This window comes from Vibrio crassostreae 9ZC13 (assembly GCF_000272045.2).
In the GTDB taxonomy this organism is placed as follows: Bacteria; Pseudomonadota; Gammaproteobacteria; order Enterobacterales; family Vibrionaceae; genus Vibrio; species Vibrio crassostreae_C.
The window spans coordinates 457,164-481,810 of the sequence record NZ_AJYZ02000041.1; the positions used below are offsets into that span (position 1 = coordinate 457,164).

At 45.0% G+C, this 24,647-nt stretch carries 20 protein-coding genes; 15 read left to right on the forward strand and 5 right to left on the reverse strand.

Annotation, left to right across the window (positions count from 1 at the left end; genetic code table 11):
* Positions 1 to 116 precede the first annotated feature (116 nt).
* From sdhC to sucD, 8 genes are all read left to right on the forward strand, one after another.
* Positions 117 to 509 (forward strand): succinate dehydrogenase cytochrome b556 subunit, encoded by a 393-nt coding sequence (gene sdhC / locus A136_RS16550; protein ID WP_017061948.1) that lies wholly within the window; start codon positions 117 to 119, stop codon positions 507 to 509.
* The gene (gene sdhD / locus A136_RS16555; RefSeq protein ID WP_010436768.1) at positions 503 to 850 is read left to right on the forward strand and encodes a succinate dehydrogenase, hydrophobic membrane anchor protein; all 348 of its coding nucleotides are present in this window, start codon (positions 503 to 505) and stop codon (positions 848 to 850) included. The genes sdhC and sdhD overlap by 7 nt, the downstream gene beginning before the upstream one ends.
* A complete protein-coding gene (gene sdhA / locus A136_RS16560) occupies positions 851 to 2,617 on the forward strand; it encodes a succinate dehydrogenase flavoprotein subunit (protein ID WP_017061947.1) in 1,767 nt (588 codons plus the stop codon).
* Between the two features lie 12 nt (positions 2,618 to 2,629).
* Positions 2,630 to 3,343, forward strand: a complete 714-nt coding sequence (locus A136_RS16565; protein WP_010436773.1) for a succinate dehydrogenase iron-sulfur subunit — start codon at positions 2,630 to 2,632, stop codon at positions 3,341 to 3,343.
* 97 nt (positions 3,344 to 3,440) lie between these two features.
* On the forward strand, positions 3,441 to 6,257 hold the full coding sequence (gene sucA, locus A136_RS16570; protein WP_017063410.1) for a 2-oxoglutarate dehydrogenase E1 component: 2,817 nt from the start codon (positions 3,441 to 3,443) through the stop codon (positions 6,255 to 6,257).
* 21 nt (positions 6,258 to 6,278) lie between these two features.
* On the forward strand, positions 6,279 to 7,487 hold the full coding sequence (gene odhB / locus A136_RS16575) for a 2-oxoglutarate dehydrogenase complex dihydrolipoyllysine-residue succinyltransferase (protein ID WP_017056410.1): 1,209 nt from the start codon (positions 6,279 to 6,281) through the stop codon (positions 7,485 to 7,487).
* 206 nt (positions 7,488 to 7,693) lie between these two features.
* Positions 7,694 to 8,860 (forward strand): ADP-forming succinate--CoA ligase subunit beta, encoded by a 1,167-nt coding sequence (gene sucC, locus A136_RS16580; protein ID WP_017063411.1) that lies wholly within the window; start codon positions 7,694 to 7,696, stop codon positions 8,858 to 8,860.
* On the forward strand, positions 8,860 to 9,732 hold the full coding sequence (gene sucD / locus A136_RS16585) for a succinate--CoA ligase subunit alpha (protein WP_017061945.1): 873 nt from the start codon (positions 8,860 to 8,862) through the stop codon (positions 9,730 to 9,732). Before sucC ends, sucD begins: the two co-directional genes overlap by 1 nt.
* A 114-nt stretch (positions 9,733 to 9,846) precedes the next feature.
* Here the strand turns inward: sucD and znuB are convergent, their stop codons facing one another.
* Together znuB and znuC are read right to left on the reverse strand one after the other, a co-directional pair.
* Positions 9,847 to 10,632: a zinc ABC transporter permease subunit ZnuB gene (znuB, locus tag A136_RS16590; RefSeq protein ID WP_017061944.1), complete on the reverse strand. Its 786-nt coding sequence runs from the start codon at positions 10,630 to 10,632 to the stop codon at positions 9,847 to 9,849.
* Positions 10,632 to 11,411: a zinc ABC transporter ATP-binding protein ZnuC gene (znuC, locus tag A136_RS16595; protein WP_017061943.1), complete on the reverse strand. Its 780-nt coding sequence runs from the start codon at positions 11,409 to 11,411 to the stop codon at positions 10,632 to 10,634. The genes znuB and znuC overlap by 1 nt, the downstream gene beginning before the upstream one ends.
* 83 nt (positions 11,412 to 11,494) lie before the next feature.
* On the opposite strand from znuC, the gene znuA reads away from it, so the two are divergent.
* The 5 genes from znuA (at position 11,495) to A136_RS16620 (ending at position 19,353) form a co-directional block, all read left to right on the forward strand.
* Entirely contained in the window at positions 11,495 to 12,385 is an 891-nt protein-coding gene (znuA, locus tag A136_RS16600; protein WP_017063412.1) for a zinc ABC transporter substrate-binding protein ZnuA, read from the forward strand.
* A gap of 269 nt (positions 12,386 to 12,654) precedes the next feature.
* Complete coding sequence (locus A136_RS16605; protein WP_017063413.1) at positions 12,655 to 16,017, forward strand: helix-turn-helix domain-containing protein; 3,363 nt, start codon at positions 12,655 to 12,657, stop codon at positions 16,015 to 16,017.
* A 613-nt stretch (positions 16,018 to 16,630) separates the two neighbouring features.
* A complete protein-coding gene (locus tag A136_RS16610; RefSeq protein WP_004734203.1) occupies positions 16,631 to 16,852 on the forward strand; it encodes a FeoA family protein in 222 nt (73 codons plus the stop codon).
* Positions 16,853 to 19,126: a Fe(2+) transporter permease subunit FeoB gene (gene feoB / locus A136_RS16615; RefSeq protein WP_017061939.1), complete on the forward strand. Its 2,274-nt coding sequence runs from the start codon at positions 16,853 to 16,855 to the stop codon at positions 19,124 to 19,126.
* On the forward strand, positions 19,123 to 19,353 hold the full coding sequence (locus A136_RS16620; RefSeq protein WP_017061938.1) for a FeoC-like transcriptional regulator: 231 nt from the start codon (positions 19,123 to 19,125) through the stop codon (positions 19,351 to 19,353). The genes feoB and A136_RS16620 overlap by 4 nt, the downstream gene beginning before the upstream one ends.
* A 132-nt stretch (positions 19,354 to 19,485) precedes the next feature.
* On the opposite strand, the gene A136_RS16625 is transcribed toward A136_RS16620, so the two are convergent.
* Positions 19,486 to 19,914 carry an HIT domain-containing protein gene (locus tag A136_RS16625; RefSeq protein WP_017063414.1) on the reverse strand — a complete coding sequence of 143 codons (429 nt, stop codon included), beginning with the start codon at positions 19,912 to 19,914 and terminating at the stop codon, positions 19,486 to 19,488.
* A 391-nt stretch (positions 19,915 to 20,305) separates the two neighbouring features.
* Positions 20,306 to 22,039: an arginine--tRNA ligase gene (argS, locus tag A136_RS16630; RefSeq protein ID WP_017063415.1), complete on the reverse strand. Its 1,734-nt coding sequence runs from the start codon at positions 22,037 to 22,039 to the stop codon at positions 20,306 to 20,308.
* A gap of 347 nt (positions 22,040 to 22,386) precedes the next feature.
* On the opposite strand from argS, the gene A136_RS16635 reads away from it, so the two are divergent.
* Complete coding sequence (locus A136_RS16635; protein ID WP_017063416.1) at positions 22,387 to 22,983, forward strand: VOC family protein; 597 nt, start codon at positions 22,387 to 22,389, stop codon at positions 22,981 to 22,983.
* A 315-nt stretch (positions 22,984 to 23,298) separates the two neighbouring features.
* Here A136_RS16635 and purU read toward each other — a convergent pair whose 3' ends face one another.
* Positions 23,299 to 24,132: a formyltetrahydrofolate deformylase gene (purU, locus tag A136_RS16640; RefSeq protein ID WP_029235131.1), complete on the reverse strand. Its 834-nt coding sequence runs from the start codon at positions 24,130 to 24,132 to the stop codon at positions 23,299 to 23,301.
* 301 nt (positions 24,133 to 24,433) lie between these two features.
* On the opposite strand from purU, the gene A136_RS16645 reads away from it, so the two are divergent.
* Entirely contained in the window at positions 24,434 to 24,634 is a 201-nt protein-coding gene (locus A136_RS16645) for a hypothetical protein (RefSeq protein WP_017062381.1), read from the forward strand.
* Positions 24,635 to 24,647: the final 13 nt, after the last annotated feature.

The window sequence follows — 24,647 nt, forward strand, 5'->3', positions numbered from 1 at the left end:
AGGCTCAACTTCAGTTATTTGTTAAGTTAATGTTAAATTTTGAAGGTTTGCAATCAAATTTTGTCCATAACAATATCATAAGGTTATTTAATGACCATAATGCTCAATGGAGCTGAGTGAGCAAGCCCGTGAAAGAAAGAAAGACAAGACCTGTTAATTTAGATTTACAGACCATCCACTTTCCAATCACAGCAATAGCTTCCATCCTACACCGTGTGTCTGGGGTGATAACTTTTGTCGCGATTGGAATTTTGCTTTGGTTACTATCCATTTCCCTCTCATCCCCAGTAGGCTTTGCCGAAGCTAGCGACATTGTCGATGGTTTCTTCGTGAAGTTTATTCTGTGGGGCATTTTAACCGCTTTGGCTTACCACATTGCTGGTGGTATTCGTCACCTTCTTATGGACCTTGGTCACTTTGAAGAGCTGGAATCTGGCGCGAAGAGCGCTAAGGTTGCATTCGCAGCAACAGCGGTATTGTCTCTACTAGCGGGGATCTTAGTATGGTAAACAACGTTTCTACTTTTGGTCGTAATGGTGTCCACGATTATCTATTGATTCGTGCTACTGCCATCATTATGACGCTTTACACTATCTACCTAGTTAGCTTTTGTGCTTTCTCTGGTGATATCTCTTACGCATCTTGGACGCAATTCTTTGGTGGAACCTTCACTAAAGTCTTCACCATGTTAGCGCTTACTTCTGTTTTGGTTCACGCGTGGATCGGCCTATGGCAAGTACTAACTGACTACATCAAATGCGCAAAACTGCGTGTTGGTCTTCAAGTCGGTGTTGTTGCAGTTCTTCTTGGATATTTCTTCTCTGGTCTGTTTATTTTGTGGGGTGCGTAAGTGACTATTCCTGTTCGTGAGTTTGATGCCGTAGTGATCGGCGCTGGTGGTGCAGGTATGCGTGCCGCACTGCAAATTTCTGAGCAAGGCCTTTCTTGTGCATTGCTTTCTAAAGTTTTCCCTACTCGTTCTCATACGGTTTCAGCGCAAGGCGGCATCACTGTTGCTCTTGGTAACGCGCATGAAGACCATTGGGAACAACATATGTATGACACAGTAAAAGGTTCTGATTACATCGGTGACCAAGACGCTATCGAATACATGTGTAAAAACGGTCCTGAGTCGGTAATCGAACTCGAAAAAATGGGCCTGCCTTTCTCTCGTTTTGAGAACGGTACTATTTACCAGCGTCCTTTCGGTGGTCAATCTAAAAACTTTGGTGGTGAGCAAGCGGCTCGTACCGCAGCTGCAGCCGACCGTACTGGTCACGCACTGCTTCATACGCTTTACCAACAAAACATTAAACACAAAACGACGGTTTTCTCTGAGTGGTATGCACTGGATCTTGTTAAAAACGAAGATGGTGCAATTTTAGGTACTACCGCGCTTTGTATGGAAACGGGCGAGGTTTGCTACTTCAAAGCGAAGGCAACAATCCTTGCGACTGGTGGTGCTGGTCGTATCTACGCATCAACAACCAATGCACACATTAACACTGGTGACGGTGTTGGTATGGCGATTCGTGCTGGCGTTCCTATGCAAGACATCGAAATGTGGCAGTTCCACCCGACGGGTATCGCTGGTGCAGGTGTATTGGTAACGGAAGGTTGTCGTGGTGAAGGTGGTTACCTTCTCAATAAAGACGGCGAACGCTTCATGGAACGTTACGCACCAAACGCTAAAGACTTAGCGGGTCGTGATGTTGTTGCTCGTTCAATGATGGTTGAAATTCGTGAAGGTCGCGGTTGCGATGGCCCTTGGGGTCCACACATCAAGCTTAAGCTTGATCATCTAGGTAAAGAGACACTTGAATCTCGTCTTCCTGGTGTATGTGAACTTTCTCGTACCTTTGCTCACGTTGATCCAGTGAAAGAGCCAATCCCAGTAATCCCTACATGTCACTACATGATGGGTGGTGTTCCAACACAAGTTTCTGGTCAAGCTATTAAGCAAACCGAAGACGGCAACGATGTTGAAATCCAAGGTCTCTTTGCTTGTGGTGAAATCGCATCAGTATCAGTACATGGTGCCAACCGTCTAGGTGGTAACTCACTGCTTGATTTAGTGGTATTTGGTCGTGCGACAGGTCTACACCTAGGTGAGACACTGAAGAAGCAAGACGAAGCGAAACCTGCAACTGAAGCTGACATTGAGCGTTCACTAGAGCGTTACAACCGTTGGGAAAACAGCACAGACGGCGAAGATCCAGCGCAAATCCGTAAAGATCTTCAGCAATGTATGCAGAACAACTTCTCAGTATTCCGTGAAGGCAAAGCAATGGCTGAAGGCCTAGAAGAGCTAAAAGCGATTCGCGAGCGTCTGAAAAATGCACACCTATCTGATAAGTCTACAGAGTTCAACACTCAACGTATCGAGTGTCTAGAGCTTGAAAACTTGATGGAAACGGCATTCGCAACGGCTGTTGCTGCAAATTTCCGTACAGAGAGCCGTGGCGCACACGCTCGATTCGATTTCCCTGACCGTGATGATGAGCAATGGCTATGCCACTCACTTTACAACCCAGAGTCAGAGAGCATGACTAAGCGTGGTGTAAACATGGAACCTATCCATCGTGAAGCGTTCCCACCAAAAGCACGTACGTACTAAGGAGATATGACCATGAAACTGAATTTCTCTTTATATCGTTACAATCCAGATGTCGACCAGAAACCTTATATGAAGGAATACACTCTAGAAGTGGATGAAGGTTCAGACATGATGCTTTTGGATGCGCTTATTCTGTTGAAAGAGCAAGATCCAACAATCTCATTCCGTCGCTCATGCCGTGAAGGTGTATGTGGCTCGGATGGTTTGAACATGAACGGTAAAAATGGCCTAGCGTGTATCACGCCATTGTCTGCGCTTTCGGGCCAAGACAAGATTGTGATTCGCCCACTGCCTGGCTTACCCGTTGTTCGTGACCTGATTGTAGACATGACTCAGTTCTACGATAACTACGAAAAAGTGAAGCCATTCTTAGTGTCTGATGGCAATGTGCCACCGGCTCGTGAAAACTTACAAAGCCCTGATGAGCGTGCTCATTTAGATGGATTGTACGAATGTATCATGTGTGCATGTTGTACAACGTCATGCCCATCATTCTGGTGGAACCCTGACAAATTCATCGGACCAGCAGGCCTGCTTGCAGCGTACCGTTGGCTAATTGATAGCCGAGATACAGCGACAGACGAACGTTTGTCCGATCTTGATGATGCATTTAGCGTTTTTCGTTGCCATGGCATCATGAATTGTGTAAGTGTTTGTCCTAAGGGATTAAATCCGACGAAAGCGATTGGTCACATCAAGACCATGCTAGTGAATCGTTCGGTTTAAGTTATATAAAAATTGCCGCCCTAGAAGTTTTGGGGCGGCCTTTTAATAGCTCGGCATAGACCGCAGCAAACGTGAAAACTACTGGTTAAGGGAAAATATGCACAACGGCGTGATGAAGGCATGGCTCGAGTCTTCACACTTGGCTGGCGCCAATGCAACGTACGTAGAAGAACTCTATGAACTGTATCTAAGTGACCCAGATTCGGTAAGTGACGAATGGAGAAGTGTTTTTGAAGAACTGCCTGTGCAAGCTTCAGAGACAGTGGAACAACCACACTCTCGTGTTCGTGAATACTTCCGTCGACTCGCTCAAGAAACAAAGCATTACAGTGTCCAAGTTAGTGATCCAGATGTCGATGCGAAACAAGTAAAGGTTCTGCAACTTATTAATGCCTATCGATTCCGAGGGCATCAAGCAGCAAATCTAGACCCCCTAGGTTTATGGAAAAGAGCGACAGTTGATGAACTGGACCCTTCTTTCCACACTCTTACCGAAGATGACCTCAATGAGACGTTCAACGTCGGCTCTTACGCCATTGGCCAAGAGACGATGGTGCTTAAAGATCTCTACAAATCTCTAAAGCAAACGTATTGTGGCTCTATTGGTGCTGAATACATGCACATGACAAATACAGAGCAAAAGCGTTGGATCCAACAACGTTTAGAGTCTGTATCTGGTCAACCCTCTTTCAACAAAGAAGAAAAGCAAGCTTTCCTAGAAGAGCTAACTGCTGCTGAAGGTCTTGAGCGCTATCTTGGTGCGAAATTCCCAGGCGCAAAACGCTTCTCGTTGGAAGGTGGTGATGCTCTTATCCCAATGACGAAAGAAATTATTCGTCATGCTGGCGGACAAGGCATGCGTGAAGTTGTTGTTGGTATGGCTCACCGTGGTCGTCTAAACATGTTGGTCAACGTGCTTGGTAAAAAGCCACAAGACCTGTTTGACGAGTTTGCGGGCAAGCACGATGACACGTGGGGTACTGGTGATGTGAAATACCACCAAGGCTTCTCTGCGGACTTCGCAACGCCAGGCGGCAACGTTCACTTAGCACTAGCATTTAACCCATCTCACTTAGAAATCGTAAACCCGGTAGTTATCGGTTCAGTACGTGCACGTCAAGATCGCCTTGGTGATAATGATGGTAGCCGTGTACTTCCAATTACTATCCACGGTGACTCAGCTATCGCTGGTCAGGGTGTAGTACAAGAGACGTTTAACATGTCTCAAGCTCGTGGTTTCTGTGTAGGTGGTACGGTTCGTATCGTTGTAAACAACCAAGTTGGTTTTACAACGTCTAACCCTCGCGATACACGCTCTACGATGTACTGTACCGATATCGCGAAGATGGTTCAGGCTCCAATTTTCCACGTTAACTCTGATGATCCAGAAGCGGTTGCGTTTGTTGCGCGTCTTGCATTGGATTACCGTAATACGTTTAAGCGTGATGTTGTTATTGATTTGGTTTGTTACCGTCGCCACGGTCACAATGAAGCCGATGAGCCGAATGCAACACAGCCTTTGATGTACCAAAAAATCAAGAAGCACCCAACACCACGTAAGCTTTACGCTGACGTGCTAATGGAGCGCGGTGAGTTTGGTATTGATACAGCAACTCAGCTAGTTAACGAATATCGTGATGCACTTGATCACGGTGAAGTTGTGGTTAAAGAGTGGCGTCCAATGGCACTTCACTCAGTAGACTGGTCTCCTTACCTAGGTCACGACTGGAACATCGAGTGGGATAACAAGATTGATATCGAGCGCCTGAAAGAGCTTGGTACCAAACTTTGTCAATACCCGGACAGCCACAAGCTGCAAAGCCGAGTAAATAAACTGTACAACGATCGTACTGCCATGGTGAATGGTGAGAAACAAGTCGATTGGGGTATGGCTGAAACTCTGGCATACGCAACACTTGTTGACGACGGTAAGCGTATTCGTATCTCAGGCCAAGATTCAGGTCGTGGTACGTTCTTCCACCGTCACTCAGTACTGCACAATCAATCAGATGCAAGCACGTATGTTCCTCTTGCGAACATTCATGATAAACAAGGGCCATTCCAAGTGTTTGACTCTGTGTTATCTGAAGAAGCGGTACTCGCATTTGAGTATGGTTACGCGACAGCAGAGCCAAGCGGTCTAACCCTTTGGGAAGCTCAATTTGGTGACTTCGCAAACGGTGCACAAGTTGTTATCGACCAATTCATTTCATCAGGTGAGCAAAAGTGGGCACGTCTATGTGGTCTAACTATGCTGCTTCCTCACGGTTATGAAGGCCAAGGCCCGGAGCACTCTTCTGCACGTCTTGAGCGTTACCTTCAGTTATGTGCTGAACAAAACATGCAGGTTGTTGTTCCTTCAACACCAGCTCAGGTTTACCACATGATTCGCCGTCAGGTTGTTCGACCAATGCGTCGTCCACTGATTGTAATGTCACCTAAGTCATTGCTTCGTCACCCTCTGTGTACTTCTTCTCTTGAAGATTTGGCAGAAGGCACGTTCCAACCAGCTATCGCAGAAATTGATGATCTGGCTCCTGAGAACGTAAAACGCGTCGTGTTCTGTTCAGGTAAGGTTTACTTTGACCTGCTTGACCAAAGACGTAAGAACGTGCAAGACGATGTCGCTATTGTACGTATTGAGCAACTTTACCCGTTCCCTTATGAGGACGTGAGAGCTGCCATCGCACAGTACACAAATGTAGTCGATTACGTTTGGTGTCAAGAAGAGCCACAAAACCAAGGTGCTTGGTACAGTAGCCAACATAATTTCCGAGCTGCTATCCCAGTAGGTGCTGATATTCAATACGCAGGTCGTCCTGCATCAGCATCACCAGCTGTTGGCTATATGTCAGTACACTTGAAACAACAAAAAGCGTTAGTTGACGACGCTTTGACCCTACTTAAGAACTAGAAGTAAAAGGAAAATACGCACATGACAATTGAAATTCTGGTTCCAGATTTACCTGAATCTGTGGCTGATGCAACAGTTGCTACTTGGCACAAAAAACCGGGCGAAGCGGTTGCACGTGATGAAGTCATTGTAGATATCGAAACAGATAAAGTAGTTCTAGAAGTACCGGCTCCTGAAGCGGGTGTTCTGGAAGCTATCATCGAAGAAGAGGGTGCTACGGTACTTTCTAAGCAGCTTTTGGCTAAAATCAAGCCGGGTGCTGTCGCTGGTGAACCAACGAAAGACACCACTGAAGATACAGAAGCATCTCCTGATAAGCGCCATAAAGCTGCGCTAACAGAAGAGAACAACGACGCACTAAGCCCAGCTGTTCGTCGCCTGCTTGCTGAGCACAACCTACAACCAGCTGACGTTAAAGGCACTGGTGTTGGTGGTCGTATTACTCGTGAAGACATCGACGCACACCTAGCAGCAGCGAAAGCGGCTCCGGCAGCAGCATCTGCACCAGCAGTTGAAGCGCCAGCAGCGGCTCGCAGCCAAAAACGCGTGCCTATGACTCGCCTGCGTAAGACAGTTGCAAACCGTCTTCTAGAAGCGAAAAACAGCACAGCAATGCTGACTACTTTCAACGAAGTGAACATGAAGCCAATCATGGACCTTCGTAAGCAGTACAAAGACCAATTCGAGAAACGTCACGATACGCGTCTTGGCTTCATGTCTTTCTACGTGAAAGCAGTAACAGAAGCACTGAAGCGTTTCCCAGAAGTGAACGCTTCTATTGATGGTACAGATATCGTTTACCACAACTACTTCGACATCAGCATGGCGGTATCTACGCCACGTGGTCTAGTGACTCCAGTACTCAAAGACTGTGACACACTAGGTTTCGCTGATATCGAAAAAGGCATCAAAGAGCTAGCAATCAAAGGTCGTGACGGCAAGCTAACGGTTGATGAACTGATGGGCGGCAACTTCACTATCACAAACGGTGGTGTATTTGGTTCTCTAATGTCTACGCCAATCATCAACCCGCCTCAAGCGGCAATTTTGGGTATGCACAAAATCCAAGACCGTCCAATGGCTGTTGATGGCAAGGTAGAGATTCTACCAATGATGTACCTAGCGCTTTCTTACGACCACCGTCTAATCGATGGCCGTGAATCAGTTGGCTTCCTAGTGACCATCAAAGAGCTTCTAGAAGATCCTGCCCGTCTGCTATTAGACGTTTAGTATCGCTAAAACGTCTAGTTAACCCCGTTAGCTAGACGTAAAAAGTTTCAAAGGCTAGGCTGCTCAACGTTTGGCCTTCAATTAAACTGTAAAGCCATTAGAAAATGGACAGCAGTTGTTTTGAGAAGACCCTACAGACGTAACACAGGAAACTGTGTCGTTATGGAAATAATAATCCCTTAAGGGAAAATAAACGGAATATCAAAATGAATTTGCATGAATACCAAGCCAAACAGCTGTTTGCAGAATTCGGTTTGCCTGTACCAGAAGGTTTCGCATGTGATACTGCACAAGAAGCTTTCGAAGCTGCAGGTCGTATCAGTACAGCCAAGAAAGTCGTTAAGTGTCAAGTACACGCTGGTGGCCGCGGTAAAGCGGGCGGCGTAGAGCTACATGACACCAAAGAAGGTGTTAAAGAGTTTGCACAAAAGTGGCTAGGTAAAAACCTAGTGACTTACCAAACAGACGCTAATGGTCAGCCTGTAACTAAGATCCTAGTTGAAGAAGCATCAAACATTGATAACGAACTTTACCTAGGTGCTGTTGTTGACCGCGCAACGCGTAAAATTGTATTCATGGCGTCAACTGAAGGCGGTGTGGACATTGAGAAAATCGCTGAAGAAACTCCAGAGTTGATTCACCAATCAGCGATCGATCCTCTAGTAGGCCCTCAAGCTTACCAAGGCCGTGAACTGGCGTTCAAACTTGGTCTAGTTGGCGATCAAATCAAACAGTTCGTTAAGATCTTCATGGGTCTTGGCCAAATGTTCTCTCAGTACGACCTAGCTCTACTAGAAATCAACCCGCTTGTAATTACTGGCGAAGGCAACCTGCTTTGTCTAGACGGCAAGATCAACATCGACTCAAACGCGATGTACCGTCAGCCTAAACTACGTGAAATGCACGATCCATCTCAAGAAGATGAGCGCGAAGCACACGCAGCACAGTGGGAACTGAACTACGTAGCACTAGATGGTAACGTTGGCTGTATGGTTAACGGTGCAGGCCTTGCGATGGGTACGATGGATATCGTAAACCTACACGGCGGCAAGCCAGCAAACTTCCTTGATGTAGGCGGCGGCGCGACAAAAGAACGTGTAGCTGAAGCATTCAAGATCATCCTTTCTGATGACAATGTTAAAGCAGTACTCGTAAACATTTTCGGTGGCATCGTTCGTTGTGACATGATCGCTGAAGGTATTATCGGTGCAGTTAAAGAAGTCGGCGTAACAGTTCCTGTAGTTGTTCGTCTAGAAGGTACAAACGCAGACCTAGGTCGCGAAGTACTTGCTAATTCTGATGTTGATATCATTGCAGCTGAATCTCTAACAGATGCTGCTCAGAAAGTTGTTGCTGCTGCGGAGGCTAAATAATGTCTGTATTAATTAACAAAGACACTAAAGTAATCTGTCAGGGTTTCACTGGCGGTCAAGGTACATTCCACTCAGACCAAGCTATCGCATACGGTACGCAAATGGTTGGTGGTGTTTCACCTGGTAAAGGTGGTCAAACTCACCTTGGCCTTCCAGTATTCAACACAGTACGTGAAGCGGTAGAAGTAACTGGCGCAACAGCAACAGTTATCTACGTACCAGCTCCTTTCTGTAAAGATGCAATCCTAGAAGCGATTGATGCAGGTATCGAACTGATCGTAACGATCACTGAAGGTATCCCTACAACAGATATGATCGACGTTAAAGTGAAGCTAGAAGAAACTGGCGTTCGCATGATCGGTCCTAACTGTCCAGGTCTTATCACTCCAGACGAGTGTAAGATTGGTATCATGCCTGGTCACATCCACAAGAAGGGTAAAGTAGGTATCGTATCTCGTTCAGGTACTCTGACATACGAAGCAGTTAAGCAAACAACAGATGAAGGCTTTGGTCAGTCTACATGTGTTGGTATCGGTGGTGACCCTATCCCAGGTTCAAACTTCATTGATATCTTGAAACTTTTCCAAGAAGACCCAGAAACTGAAGCAATCGTAATGATTGGTGAAATCGGTGGTACTGCGGAAGAAGAAGCGGCTGATTTCATCAAAGCAAACGTAACTAAGCCAGTTGTATCTTACATCGCTGGTGTTACTGCTCCTCCGGGCAAACGTATGGGCCACGCAGGCGCAATCATCTCTGGCGGTAAAGGTACTGCTGAAGATAAATTCGCAGCACTAGAAGCAGCAGGCGTTAAGACTGTTAAGTCTCTTGCTGACATCGGTAAAGGCCTACGTGAAATCACGGGTTGGTAATCAGCTGGCTTTTATCGATTGAGATAGAAGTTAATTGAAACGATATTAAAAAGGCTTGGTCACTGACCAAGCCTTTTTTTATGTTTTCGAGATACGAGATCGTACTGCTAAGTGCTAAGCTCGACTTCTAACCATTTGAGATAGCATAAACATTGCTGCCGCACTGATAACCACAGACGGGCCAGCAGGCGTATCATAGAACCAAGACAAGCTTAATCCACCGAATACAGCGATAGAGCCAATAATTGATGCAAGGAAGGCCATCTGCTCAGGTGTGCTCGAGAACTTCCTTGCCGTTGCTGCAGGAATAATCAGTAGCGATGTCATGATTAACGCACCAACAAACTTCATACCGACAGCAATCACGATACCGACCAATAGCATCAGAATCAGACGCATTAAATCAATGTTGATGCCATCAACCGCCGCGAGATCTTCGTTAACCGTCGTTGATAGTAGTGGTCGCCAAAAGATAGCAAGTACTAATCCAATCACAGCAGCACCCGCATAGATGAACACTAAATCCGTTGGAGATACTGCCAGCAAGTCACCAAATAGGTAGCTCATTAGGTCAACACGAACGTTATCTAAGAAACTGACAGCAACCAAACCAAGTGATAGCGCACTGTGCGCCAAAATACCGAGTAGGGTATCGGTCGCGACCAGCTTTTGTTTTTGTAAAGTCACTAGCAACACGGCCAGCATCAAACAACAAATCAGCAGCGCGAAATACAAGTTAATGTTGAACAGAAAGCCAAGTGCTAAGCCCATCAAAGAAGCGTGAGCAAGCGTGTCACCAAAGTAAGCCATCTTACGCCACACCACGAATGAACCTAGTGGGCCTGCAATTAGTGCAATACCCAAACCCGCCAAAATAGAGGGAAGAAGAAACTCAAGCATTAGTGATGTCCGTGTTTATGGTTTGAACATTCATGCACGTCGCCTTCGACAGGCTGGCCTGCGAGATCATGATGGTGATGTTCGTGTTGGTGATGATAAAACGCTAGCGTCTCTTGGGTCGCGGTGCCAAAGAGCGCAATATACGAAGGATGGTGTTTGATGTCTGCAGGTGCGCCTGAGCAACAGATGTGGTGGTGTAAACAGATAACATCGTCTGTTTTTGCCATCACTAAATGCAGATCGTGTGAAACCATAAATACGGCACAACCAAAGCGGTGGCGAATGGTGTCAATCAAGTCATACAGGTCTATTTGCCCTTGAACGTCGACGCCTTGAGCCGGTTCATCGAGAACCAGTAGATCTGGTCTTCTTAGCAATGAACGAGCAATGAGCACACGTTGGTTTTCTCCGCCAGATAGCTGGTGCATGTTACTCTTCTGCAGATGTTCAGCACCAACAAGCTTCAATGCTTCAAGGATCTCTTGCTGACTGAAATTGCCAGTGAGTTTTAGAAAACGCTCTACGTTGAGCGGTAGGGAATCATTGAGCTTTAATTTTTGTGGTACATAGCCAATTTTCAGTTTTTTAGCTTTTGTTATTGTGCCTGAAAATTTGGTCTGTAAACCCAGTACCACTTTTACTAATGTCGACTTTCCTGCACCGTTTGGCCCAATCAGGGTGGTGATTCTGCCGCGCTCTAAATTTAGAGAGATGTTGTCTAGAACTTTTCGACCGTCAAATTCGACGCTCACAGAATCTAGTTGGATTAAGTTATCCATGAATAGAACTCATTTGCAATTCGCTAATGTTATAATGTAACATTTACCTCAAGCCTAAGCTACTTTTCTATTATCGAGGGATTATGTCACGTTCATCTTTTATACTTGCTACTTTGCTTTTAGCGCCAAGTGTCGCAAGTGCCAATACTATTCTAACAAGCTTTAAACCAATTCAAATGATTGTGACAGAATTAACGCAAGGCGTTAGTGAGCCGGATGTGTTGATGAACAGCAATGCTTCGCCGCACGATTATGCGCTCAAACCATCAGATGTCAAAAAAGTTCATAGTGCAGATATGGTTGTTTGGTTTGGTCCAGACTTAGAAGCGTTTCTGACCAAGGTGATTGAGTCGAACGATAACGTTATCGAAATCGCTAAAATCCCTGGCATCAACTTACGCGCTTATGGACACGAAGAGCATGACCATGATGCACACGAAGGCCACCACCACGGCAGCCATGACCCGCATTTTTGGTTGGGGATCGATCAGGTTGAAGTTGCCGCGAAATACATCTCAGACAAGCTAATTGAAACTGACCCAGACAACGCAATGGCGTACCAAGAGAATCTCGATTCATTCCTGATTGCATTGAAAGAGAAGCAACAGTCTATTCGAGAGCAACTTGCACCCGTGAAAGACAAAGGTTACTACGTTTTTCATGACGCGTATGGTTACTTTGAGCAAGAGTTTGAGCTAAATAACTTAGGTCACTTTACGGTGAGCCCAGAGCGTAAGCCGGGTGCAAAAAGCCTGATCGCTATTAAGAAAACGATAGTACGTGAAAACGTTCAATGTGTGTTTTCTGAGCCTCAATTCACTCCTGCTGTGATTGAATCAGTGACGCGCGGAAGTAACGCAAAACAAGGTCAGCTTGACCCTATCGGTTCAACAGTTGAAGTGAAGAGTGGAAGCTATTTCGATTTTCTTCAGCAACTTACAGATAGCTATACAAGTTGCTTAGACGAGAAGTAAGTCATAAACGAGTATTCTTTACTCTACTTTGCTCTCGTTAATTTATGAATCATGCCGCTTTTTGCGGCATTTTCGTGACCGCTAAGATAAAACCTCCTAACAAATAACAAACCTCCTTTCTCCTTTTCTAATTTCCGCTAAAATGGAAAGATAATAATAAGCACAAAAAAACTCAGTTTTTGGTTTAGCAACGATAAGACGTTGTGGTACCCAAAATTTCATGTGTTGTTGCTGTTCAGGATTAAGAGTTGTATCGAATTATCTTCAAAATGTTCATGTTAATGAGCATTTCATTTAGCGTTCTAGCGGTAAATACCTCGCCCTCCGTTTTCTATCCTTTGCCCGCTCAAGCGCAAGGGAATTTCCTTGCGGCTAAAAACTTGTATTTAGGTGCCGGAGGTGGGCTCTGGGTTCATGATGTGCATGGAAAAGTACTCTTTTACGATGGTCGAACTCTATTCCCTCGTAAGGGAAGCTTACTGCAATTTTCTTCGGAAAGAGTCGCCTTTCTGAACGATGAGTTTTGGACATTTTTCGACAATGAGGTCTATCGACATAACCCTGGAATTGGCAACGAATTGGCGTTTAGCCTAAGTCCCGGCGCTGAAATAGCGAATATCGGTGCATCAGGCGATTATATTTGGGTTACTGACGGCAGTAATTTCTATACCTACAACACTCAATCTTTAGAATTCAACACCTACTCTCTACTTAAACTGTACCGATACAATAACAGCAGTGACATTGCGATTAACGACGCTGAGTGGGTACTATCAAAGTGGGTGCTAGCGACCAGTTCTGGCGTTTACCTTTCAGAGAATCAAGAGTTTACCCATGTCACCGCATCAGACAAAAACCATATTGAGACGGTTTATTTTTCGAATGCTCGACGTGAGTTAGTGATCGGTACTTTAAATGGTGCTGTGATTGTTGATCTCGCGAACCCAGACAAAGAGACCATCGTTAAAGGGTCGCATGTTCTCTCGTTGGCCGAAACTTCGGACCAGTATTGGATTGGTACAGAGCACGGCCTTATTAGCTACAACTTTATTACGGGACAAATTACTCGATTCGAACAAGCCGCTAGTCAAGACTTCTCGTTACCGGGTGAGAAAATATATTCGTTGATAAACGATCATGCTGGTGGTATGTGGGTTGCGACAAACAACGGTATCCGATACTTCTCACTGTTCAGCAAAACCTTCTCGAGAACACCCCTAACTGGAATGGGCATGCATTCGAGTAGTGTGGTGATCAATAAAGTACTGCCTGTCAGTGACCAGTTATCTTGGGTCGCGTCTTCAATGGGGCTCTACTTGGTTGATTCTGAAAGTGAAGAGAACCCAATTCGTGTTTACTCTAACCCTGTTAATGATTTTGAGATCTTTGGCTCTTCCATTTGGTTGGCGACCGAACAAGGTATCATCAGTCTAAATACGGAAACACTACAACCCGAAGCCCTTGATTTACCAAGGCCAATTGAGGGAGTGCGTGTTGAAAACCTTGCGCTTCAAGCCGATAACGTTCTTTGGATGACCTCTGGGCAAAACCTCTATTCGTTATCTATCGAAACCATGAAACTGACGAGTTATGGCACTGACTGGTTAGTCGACAAGTTCTTGCCTGCGAAGATCACCGCTCTCAATGTAGGCTTGCTAGGTCGCATCTATATAGGAACGGATCATGGCTTCTACTCGTTCATTGATAAACGAATTAGCTTTAGTCGTTCCAGCGAACGGTTTGGCAAAGTCGTCGATATTGAAAAAGCGAAGGATGGAGCGCAGTGGTTTGCGAGCAGTTATGGCGTGTATCGAATCCCGGATGACAGCTCTATTATTCAAGAAATCACTCTTGTTGAAGACAATATTAGCCCCAACTGCCTGATAAGCGATGACAATGGTGTTTGGTTAGGCTCTTCGAAAGGCATCAGTTATTACGGATTGGATGGGCAACTGCATAAACACATAGGTTCGCCATTTGGTTTGATCACCAATGAACTGGCGGCAGGAGCGTGTGCTCTTTTTTACAGTCAAGATAGCCAACCTTCGAGGCTTGTTTTCGGCTCAAAGTATGGTGTAGTCAGCGCGTTATCTAACGAGTTACTGGTATCAACTACACCTCATAGCCGTGCCTTGTTGAGTAAGATAAGTGTCGACCAACAAACGGTATCACTTGGCGGGAAAACGGCAGAGATGGATGAGATTCCTTATGGTTCATCGATGGGGTTTAAGCTAGGTATCTTACCAGCAACGTTCGCACCTGCGATGGAATACCGACTGAGCGACGATGAACCTTGGAGTGAGTTTGAAGGGGGCTTGTTAACGCTCGATCATCTTCTTCCAGGGGATTACACACTTGAAGTGAAGCCGGTTAAAGGCTCCCATTATCGCTTTGTGTCAACCAATCAAAGCTTCTCGATTGCGGAGCCTTGGTATCTGACCAATTGGGCTGCAGCAAGCTCTCTGATATTACTGATTGGCGTTGTGACTATCTTAGTCTTTTGGCGTTCGCGTTATGTCACTTTTGCCAACCGGCACTTAAAAGCGCAAGTTGCACTGAAGACAGACCAATTGAGGCACCAAAGCCGGATATTACTCGCCACTAATCAACAGCTTAAAAAGCAGCTATCCGTGAAGAATGCGCTTGTGTCTCACACTGCCAATGAACTCTCTTCTGAAGTGAATCATATTGCTGCGATGCTCCCGAATTGGAATGACGAGCTCGGGAAGTCGCCGATTCTAACCTTGAAAAATGGCTTAGCTCAATTGAGTAATACGCCTCAAGGAGAAGGGCAAGTTTGTTACGATATAATTTTAATCTTAGAGGTGGTACTCAAAGCTTGGCAGGATGACTTAACCAAAGCCGGTATTGAACTGGATATTAAAGTCGAAACAAAACAACGATATGTCTCGTTGCTGTATTTTAATCTCGATATTATCTTCAATAGCTTGGTCGGGAGCATCATCAAGAGAAACTTTAAGTCGCAGAGTATGGTGGTTCTGGTTGAAGAGGTTAAGGAGCATCTTGTTGTAACCATTCGAGATCATGGCATGCCTTTCCCTAAGCTGGCATCAAGCATGGGTGACAATACCGGAAAGTCGACCGACCTTAACATCGAAAAGCTGCCGCTATTGATGAATCAGAGCGGTGGCGAGCTTAATGCCTTTGTTTCGGAGTCTCAAAATAAGGTTCAGCTTTCGTGGCCAATTGAGTATCAAGTACTCGACAATCTCGAAGCCAGCACAATTGAACAGATTGAAACCATTAAGCTTGCCGCCTCAACACCAGAGCAACAAAAACTGACAGCGGAACAAGAGTGGAAGAACAGAGTGTCGCAGCTTGTGAGTGAAAACTACGCTGATGCCGAGTTCAGTACTGCAACTGCCGCTAAGTATTTGTTTATGTCTGAGAGAAGCTTACAGAGACGCTTTAAATCGGCTTACAACAAGACCTTCAAAGAGCACTTGAATGAAGTACGTCTAGAGCATGCGTGTGAGCGCTTACTCGCTGGAGAGAAGATCTCTGATGTGGCGTTTGATTCGGGGTTCAATGACCCTTCCTATTTCAGTCAAAGGTTTAAGCACCACTTTGGCATGTCACCATCTAAGTTTGCTGAAAACAACGAAGAGTAGCACGCAGCGGATACTCAGCTAGAACATAAATAAAGATACTTTAGCCTCGACATTCGTGTTGGGGCTTTCTTATGCTTCTACGAGATACGAGATACGAGATACGAGATACGAGATACGAGATACGAGATACGAGATAAATGGGGAGTTTAAAAAGGTTGTTGGGATAAAACAAAGGGAAGAAAAAAATATCGTGGCATAGCCGGGGGGACTATACCACGGGTGCCAACGACACCTTCGCTTGCTGCCGGAGTGATATAGCAAAGCCATATCACCTCTGGAATAAAATTAAAGAGAAGTAGTTTCTCTTCGATGGAGTAACTATACGTCCAGCTACTTATTTTACTTATGAAATTAACGACAGATACCTATGATAAAACCGACATTGTCTCAAGTGATTGATAATTAATGATTTGTTTTTTTTGGGAGGGTTTGTACTAGTGAGGTAGTTCTCGCTAGTTGTTGAAAGTAACGTTTTTGACGTAAACGTTTTTAACGAAACTTACGAGTATGTATTTTCGAAAACATTGATTTCACACAATAGAATTGTGGGCATGTATGTGTATCATGGCGTTAATAACAATCTTTCTCATTATCAGTCACGAATTGGGTACTTATGAAACTCTCACAACTAGAGCAAGGAAAGGCGGCTTCTATTGTTGCACTAACAGGTTTAACACCAGACGTAAGGAAGAAACTTATGGTCATGGGTATGTTGCCAAAAACCGAGGTGACGCTTATCCGCCGTGCACCTATGGGTGATCCGCTTCAAGTTGAAGTGAGAGGTGTTTCTATCGCCATTCGTGAAAGCATTGCAGAACAAATCGAGGTTATCTAAATGGATTATCAAGTTCTTACCGTTGGTAACCCGAATAGTGGTAAAACAACACTGTTCAACGCACTGACTGGTGCTAAGCAGCACGTTGGTAACTGGGTTGGTGTCACTGTTGAAAAGAAGACGGGTTTATACTCGCACGCTGGTGATCAGTTTCAACTAACGGATTTACCGGGTATCTACGCACTAGACAGTGGTAATGATGCGAACAGCATCGATGAGTCTATCGCGTCTCGCGCTGTTTTAACTCACCCAGCAGATGTGATCATCAATGTTGTCGACGCTAACTGTCTAGAACGAAGCTTATATATGACATTACAGCTGCGTGAGTTGGGTCGCCCAATGATCGTTGTGTTGAACAAAATGGATGTATTAAAGCGCGAACGTCAGGTGATTAACCTTAAAGCACTAGAGAAAGAGCTAGGTTGCCCAGTTCTAAGCTTGTCTGCAAACGATAAAGGTCAAGTGGTTCGCTTTAAAGAGCGTCTGCATAAACTGCTTGTTCAAGGTGTGAGCCTTGACCCTATCTCTATTGATTACGATGCCGCGTTAGAAGCTCTTATCCCTTCTGTTGAGTCACAATTTGATGATGCTGACGTATCTCACCGAGCGCTAGCGATTCGTGCTTTAGAAAATGATTACTTGGTATTGAATGGTTTAGCCCCACAAACTCGCACTCAAATTGATAGCGTGCGTCTTGGTGCCGATTTCGATATTGACCTTGCTGTTGCTGACGCTAAATACACTTTCTTACATGACCTTTGTAAACGTGTTCGTCGCAGCGAAGGCAAACTAAGCCGTAACTTTACAGAGAAAGCAGACCAATTCATTTTGAACAAATGGGTCGGTATTCCTTTCTTCTTCGTTATCATGTACCTAATGTTCATGTTCTCTATCAATATCGGTAGTGCGTTTATCGACTTCTTCGATATTGGTGTTGGAGCAATATTAGTTGATGGTGGACACCACTTATTAGATGGCCATTTACCAGTTTGGTTAGTCACTGTACTTGCTGATGGTATTGGCGGCGGTATCCAAACGGTTGCGACCTTTATTCCTGTTATCGCAGCGCTTTACCTATTCTTAGCGGTACTAGAAAGCTCAGGCTACATGGCTCGTGCTGCATTTGTACTTGATAAAGTGATGCAGAAGATTGGTTTACCGGGTAAAGCATTTGTCCCACTTGTACTGGGCTTTGGTTGTAACGTGCCTTCAATCATGGCAACTCGTACTCTTGACCAAGAGCGCGAACGTAAACTAGCAGCATCAATGGCGCCGTTTATGTCATGTGGTGCTCGTTTACCGGTATACGCACTGTTCGCGGCGGCGTTCTTCCCAGGTGCAGGACAAAACGTAGTATTCGCTCTGTACATCATGGGTATCGTTGCTTCTGTATTTACGGGTTTGTTCCTGAAAAACACGATCTACCCAGGTAGCAGTGATAGCTTAGTGATGGAAATGCCAGATTACGAATTGCCGACAGTGCAAAACGTAATGTTGAAAACTTGGCAGAAGCTGAAGCGTTTCGTACTTGGTGCAGGTAAAACAATCGTGATGGTTGTGGCTATTCTTAGCTTCCTAAACTCTCTAGGTATGGACGGCAGCTTTGGTAACGAAGATAGCGAAAACTCAGTACTGTCTAGAGCAGCTCAAGTTGTAACACCTGTATTCCAACCAATTGGTATTACTGAAGAGAACTGGCCTGCAACGGTTGGTATCATCACAGGTATTTTCGCTAAAGAAGCCGTTGTTGGTACATTAAATAGCCTATATACAACGCCTTCTGATGAAGAAGCAGCTGAGTTTGACTTAGCAGCAAGCCTGCAAGAAGCGGTAATGACGATCCCTGAAAACCTAGCCGGATTGAGCTACTCAGATCCATTAGGTATTGAAGTTGGCGACTTGTCTGACTCTAATTCTGTAGCAGCTGACCAAGAAGTCGATACCTCTATCTTTGGTAACTTGAAAGACAAGTTTGTATCTGGTCATGCGGCATTCGCTTACTTGATTCTTATCCTGCTTTACACGCCTTGTGTGGCCGCGATGGGTGCTTATGTTCGTGAATTTGGTCAGACGTTTGCACGCTTCATCGCGGTTTGGACGATGGCTCTTGGTTACTTTGGTGCGACTTTCTACTACCAAGCGGCAAACTTTGCTGCGCATCCTGTGACAAGTGCAGTATGGATGGTGGCGATTGCTGGTGGTTTTGTGGTGACGTATCGCGTCTTCAAGAAAGTGGGCAGTAAGCAGAAAGCACTAGAGGTGCAAGTAGTATGATTTTAACTGAACTTCATCAATACATTGATAGCCACGGCGTTGCGGCTCGTAAAGAGCTCGCTGCAAAGTTTGGCATGAGTGAAGATGGTGTCGATGCGATGCTGAGTGTTTGGGTCAAGAAAGGGAAAGTTTCTCGCTTGGTCGATACGAATAAGCATGGTCATACAACGCGTATTCGCTACACCATCAGCAAACAAGATGGTTTGTCGCTTAACGTGATGATGTAGTTCGGTCTTCAGACTCTCGTTGAAAAAGGCGAGATTAGAAAATGACAAAGCCGCTTATCTAAGATGAGCGGCTTTTTGTTATGTGTCTTTTCTGAAGTGTTTTGCTTTAAAGCTCAATGAGATGAACTCGAATTATGCTTTCTTGAAGATAGAGCTCAGTGACAGAACGTTTTGGATACGAGTCAGGATAGCGGCTTGATCTTCTTCACTGCGCTGTTCGCCTTTTGTATTACCCCATACTGGGCCGGGCCAAGCAATGTCGTCTTTGAAGCGTGCAATATGGTGGATGTGCAGTTGTGGCACCATATTACCCAGCGCACCAAGGTTCAATTTGTCTGGTTGGAACGTTGCTTCTAATGCTTGGCTTACCGCCTGAGATTCATGTAGGAACTGCTGTTGCTCTTTCATTGGTAAGTGGTGCAACTCTTTTAGGTTGGCACGTTTTGGTACCAAGATAATCCAAGGCACTGCGTTATCTTTGTGTAGCAGGGCTAAGCTCAGTGGAAATTCGCCGATAAGTGTGGTGTCTTTCGCAAGTTGCGGGTGAAGTTCGAAGCTCATGATCTTTCCAATTAATTGTTTTACATGAGTATAAGGTCGGAGTTTGAATGTGGCTAGGGCTTACGTTCTCAATAAGCAGATTCCCTATCACGTTCGTCCCTCACTGTAGGGAATGATGGCGAGAAGAGGGATAACGATTTGGTGTGGTTTGATGGCGCATCATTGATGTTGTCTTGGATTCACTACACCTATTCTCGTCATCTCCTAGAGCGACGAATGAGCGTAATAGGAGATCTCTTGCTGTGTAGGTTAGCTAATCGCTTAAATAATCGAGTAAACAAACCTCCAGACAAAAAAAAGGTTGACGCTTTCACGTCAACCTTTCTAATTTTCTCGAATCTCGAATCTCGAATCTCGAATCTCGAATCTCGAATCTCGAATCTCGAATCGCTTACATGCGCTCTAGAGTGTCGATACCTAGAAGCGATAGACCTTGCTTGATCGTCTTCGCTGTTAGTGCAGCAAGCTTCAGACGGCTCTGCTTAACAGCTTCGTCTTCAGCAACTAGGATAGGGCAAGCTTCGTAGAAGCTAGAGAATTGACCAGCTAGTTCGAATAGGTAGCTACACATGATGTGTGGTTGACCTTCACGAGCAACAGACTGTACTGCTTCTTCAAACTGTAGAAGTTTCGCGATAAGCGCTTTCTCTTTCTCTTCAGTGATTTTGATTTCACCTTCAAGCGAGTCCATAGAAATGCCAGCTTTAGCAAATACAGAAGCAACACGAGTGTATGCGTACTGCATGTATGGTGCTGTGTTGCCTTCGAATGCAAGCATGTTGTCCCAATCGAACACGTAGTCAGTAGTGCGGTGCTTAGAAAGGTCTGCGTACTTAACCGCTGCCATAGCAACAGTGTTCGCGATCGCTTTCTTCTCGTCTTCTGCTAGTTCTGGGTTCTTAGATTCGATTAGCTGCGCTGCACGAACTTCGGCTTCATCAAGAAGATCAGCAAGACGAACAGTACCGCCTGCACGAGTCTTGAATGGTTTACCGTCTTTACCTAGCATCATGCCGAATGCGTGGTGCTCAAGAGAAACAGATTCTGGGATGTAACCTGCTTTACGAACGATAGTCCAAGCTTGCATTAGATGCTGGTGTTGACGTGAGTCGATGAAGTAAAGAACGCGGTCTGCGCCTAGTTCTTCAAAACGGTATTTTGCACAAGCAATGTCGGTTGTTGTGTAAAGGAAGCCGCCGTCGCGTTTCTGGATGATAACGCCCATTGGGTCACCATCTTTGTTTTTGTATTCGTCTAGGAATACAACTTGTGCGCCGTCATCTTCTTTAGCAAGACCTTGCTCTTTCAGATCCGCAACAATAGTTGGAAGCATGTGGTTGTACATGCTTTCGCCCATTACGTCATCACGTGTTAGAGACACGTTTAGACGATCGTAGTTGCGTTGGTTTTGAATCATTGTTACGTCAACAAGCTTCTTCCACATCTCTGCGCAGAACTCGTCGCCGCTTTGCAGTTTAACAACGTAGCCACGTGCTTTAACTGCGAACTCTTCGTCTTCATCGTAGAGCTTTTTAGATTCACGGTAGAAGCCTTCAAGGTCAGCAAGTTCCATTGAAACTTCACCAGACTCAGCCTGAACGCGCTCAAGGTTTGCGATAAGCATACCGAATTGAGTACCCCAGTCACCGATGTGGTTAGCGCGGATAACGTTGTGGCCTAGAAATTCTAGAGTACGAACTACTGCATCACCGATGATAGTTGAACGTAGGTGACCAACGTGCATTTCTTTAGCAACGTTTGGCGCAGAGTAATCCGCAACAATTGTTTGTGTTTCTGCTACTGCAACACCAAGGCGAGAATCAGCCAATGCTGCGTCTGCTTGTTGTGCTAGGAAAGCTTCATCTAGGAAGATGTTAAGGAAACCTGGGCCTGCGATTTCAACTTTAGAAGCGATACCGTCTAGGTTTAGAACGTCCAATACTTTTTGAGCAAATTCTCGAGGGTTAGTGCCTAGTCGCTTAGCAACGCCCATAACGCCGTTTGCTTGGTAGTCACCAAATTGTGGTTTTGCAGATTGGCGAACAGCCGCAGGAGAGCCTGCAGGTGCGCCAGCGGCTTCTAGAGCCTGAGATACTTTGTCATTAATAAGTGCTTGGATATTCACACGCGTTTCCTTCAATTCAAGGATGATAAGAGTGGCCGTTATTTCGAGGTCATTAAATTGGTTAATTATGCGTCTAGTTAACGATTTAATGCCGAAATGAACAACAGACACTGTTTAAGTTCACAAAAATGGCGTTAATCATACCAATTTTGTGGGGTTTCTTATAGGTCGAATTGATAGAAAATTAACATTTCCTGAGTAGTTTTTGACAATCGACTTTTAGCAAGACGCGTTTGCATGTTTAAGGAGCGAAAAGAACATAGTTATTGAGTGTTTTTTGTAAAAGCAACGCTTGTTGCAAAAGGCAAAACTGATAACATGCAGCCATTATTTGGAGAACACAGACAATGATGATGAGCCTGAAGCAAGCTGAACTAGAACCACAACAAATGATCGCCCGCCTTGATACTTTTATGGCAAAAATCGAGAGCCTAGGAAATACATTAGGTTTGGATTTAAGCTTTGCTCAAGCGGATCATATTGCGCTGCGAATCAATGACACTGAGCTAGCGAAATCTGCCCATCAAGCGTGGTCTGAGTACGGCTCTACGATTTCTGAGGCGATGATTAATGGTCGTCTAATTGTGGTGTTGGCTTTCGATGAACCCTTGCAAAGCCTTGGCTGGAAAATTGAATGTTTGGAGCTGCCATATCCAGCAGAAGGTAAGATTTACCCAAGCCAAGATTGGGAACATGTAGAGTTTGTGATTCCTTCTCATGCCCAAACAGCTGATGAGTATCTAGCGGATCTTAAAGAAACTTACCCGCAGTTCGCTGCTAACTTTGAAACGCTGGGTGAGCAAGGCGTTAAGATCAAACTCTCTAGCCCGAAAGGCGAGGGTGAACGCTTGAATAACCCAACAGTGGCTTTTAAACATCAAGGGATTTGCATCAAGCTGCATCCACACTCTTTGAAGAAGATTGTGGAATCAGAACAGGCTTAATTTGAATAGAGAGTTGCTAGGAAAGAGATTCCTGATCTCGCCTTGGCTCGTCGGAATGACGGGGTGTTCGATGAAATTTGCCAGAGTCTATCTTTGGATAGTGACAGACTGAGCGTTCGAGAGCGTATGTTAGAGCCTATAGCTTGAAGATTCATCATCGAGTTCGTCATTCCCGATAGCGACGAAGGAGCGTAGTCGGGAATCTCTCAAAGCGAGTCTGATCATCAGATACAAAAAACGCGCGATGGGCTTTCCCTATTGCGCGTTTTTTATTGGGTTTTAACTGGAAGTCTTACCGGAAATCGAATATCCGATTTACAGAATTACAGTCTTGTTGCCGTAAACAAACACATGATCATTGATCACCTTGTTTAACGCCTTACTTAATACATTCTTCTCTACGTCACGACCGGCTTGTGCCATGTCTTTCGCGCTGAAGTTGTGATCCACAGGGATAACATCTTGCTTGATGATTGGACCTTCATCCAAATCATTCGTCACAAAGTGTGCCGTTGCGCCAATGATCTTCACGCCGCGCTCATACGCTTGTTGGTATGGCTTCGCGCCAATAAATGCTGGCAAGAAGCTGTGGTGGATATTGATGATCTTGTGGTGGTATTTTTCAACAAAACCTGGTGTCAGCACTCGCATGTACTTAGCCAAAACAAGGTAATCCGCCTCGTACTGGTCAATCACTTCTAGCATCTTCTTCTCATGTTCTTCACGGTTTAGCCCTTCGTGAGAAACATGGTGGTAAGGGATGTCAAAACGCTCGGTTAGGCTTTGTAGAATGTCGTAGTTACCGACAACGGCCGCAATTTCAACGTCTAAGCTGCCATCGAAGTTCTTCATTAGAATGTCGCCAAGGCAGTGTGCTTCCTTGGTCACGAGTATCACAACACGCTTGCGAGACGAATCAACAAGCTTACGTTTCGTATTTGGTGGCAGGGCTTGGTCTAAATCGGCAAGCAAGGTTTCATCATTGAAATAGCCTTCCAGCTCGGTGCGCATAAAGAAGTGGCCACTTGTGTTATCTACGAACTCATTGTTGTGAATAATATTGAGTTGGTGCTTATAACAAATATTGGTGATCTTAGAGATGAGGCCGGGGGCATCAGTACAATGTGTTAGTAAAGTTTTTCTTTCCATTTGCATCTTACTTCCATGAAATGTTGCACTTATTATATGAAATCGGGATTCTTCAAATTTAATGCAGGCCGTCGAACGGTGAACTGAGCCGCAATATCATCGTTATAATTAATCTATTATCAAGTTGGTTTCAACAAATTCTGCTGCTCATTTATCGCTTTGATAAATTGTTTGATATAGAAATATCAGTTTTTAGATAGAAAAACAGGCAGAAGCTTCATTTTTAAAAGTTTTGACCGTAGTACGCATTTGAACTTCAACCGAGGCATTTACGCCTTGGCCAAAAATAGAGGTGATACTTATGGATAAAGAGTTACTAGCCAAAAAACTGTACTGCAAGCGAGTGAATTCATTGGCGAGAGGTACCGAATTAGATGGTCATGTTCTAGATGAAATGTGGGAAAGTAAGACCTCACCAACCGATGCAGCGAAAGCCATACAGCCTGGTGATAACCATTTTGAAGGTGCTCCTTGGCTATCACGTTATCTCAGTCGAAAATAAAAACGATTCTCTA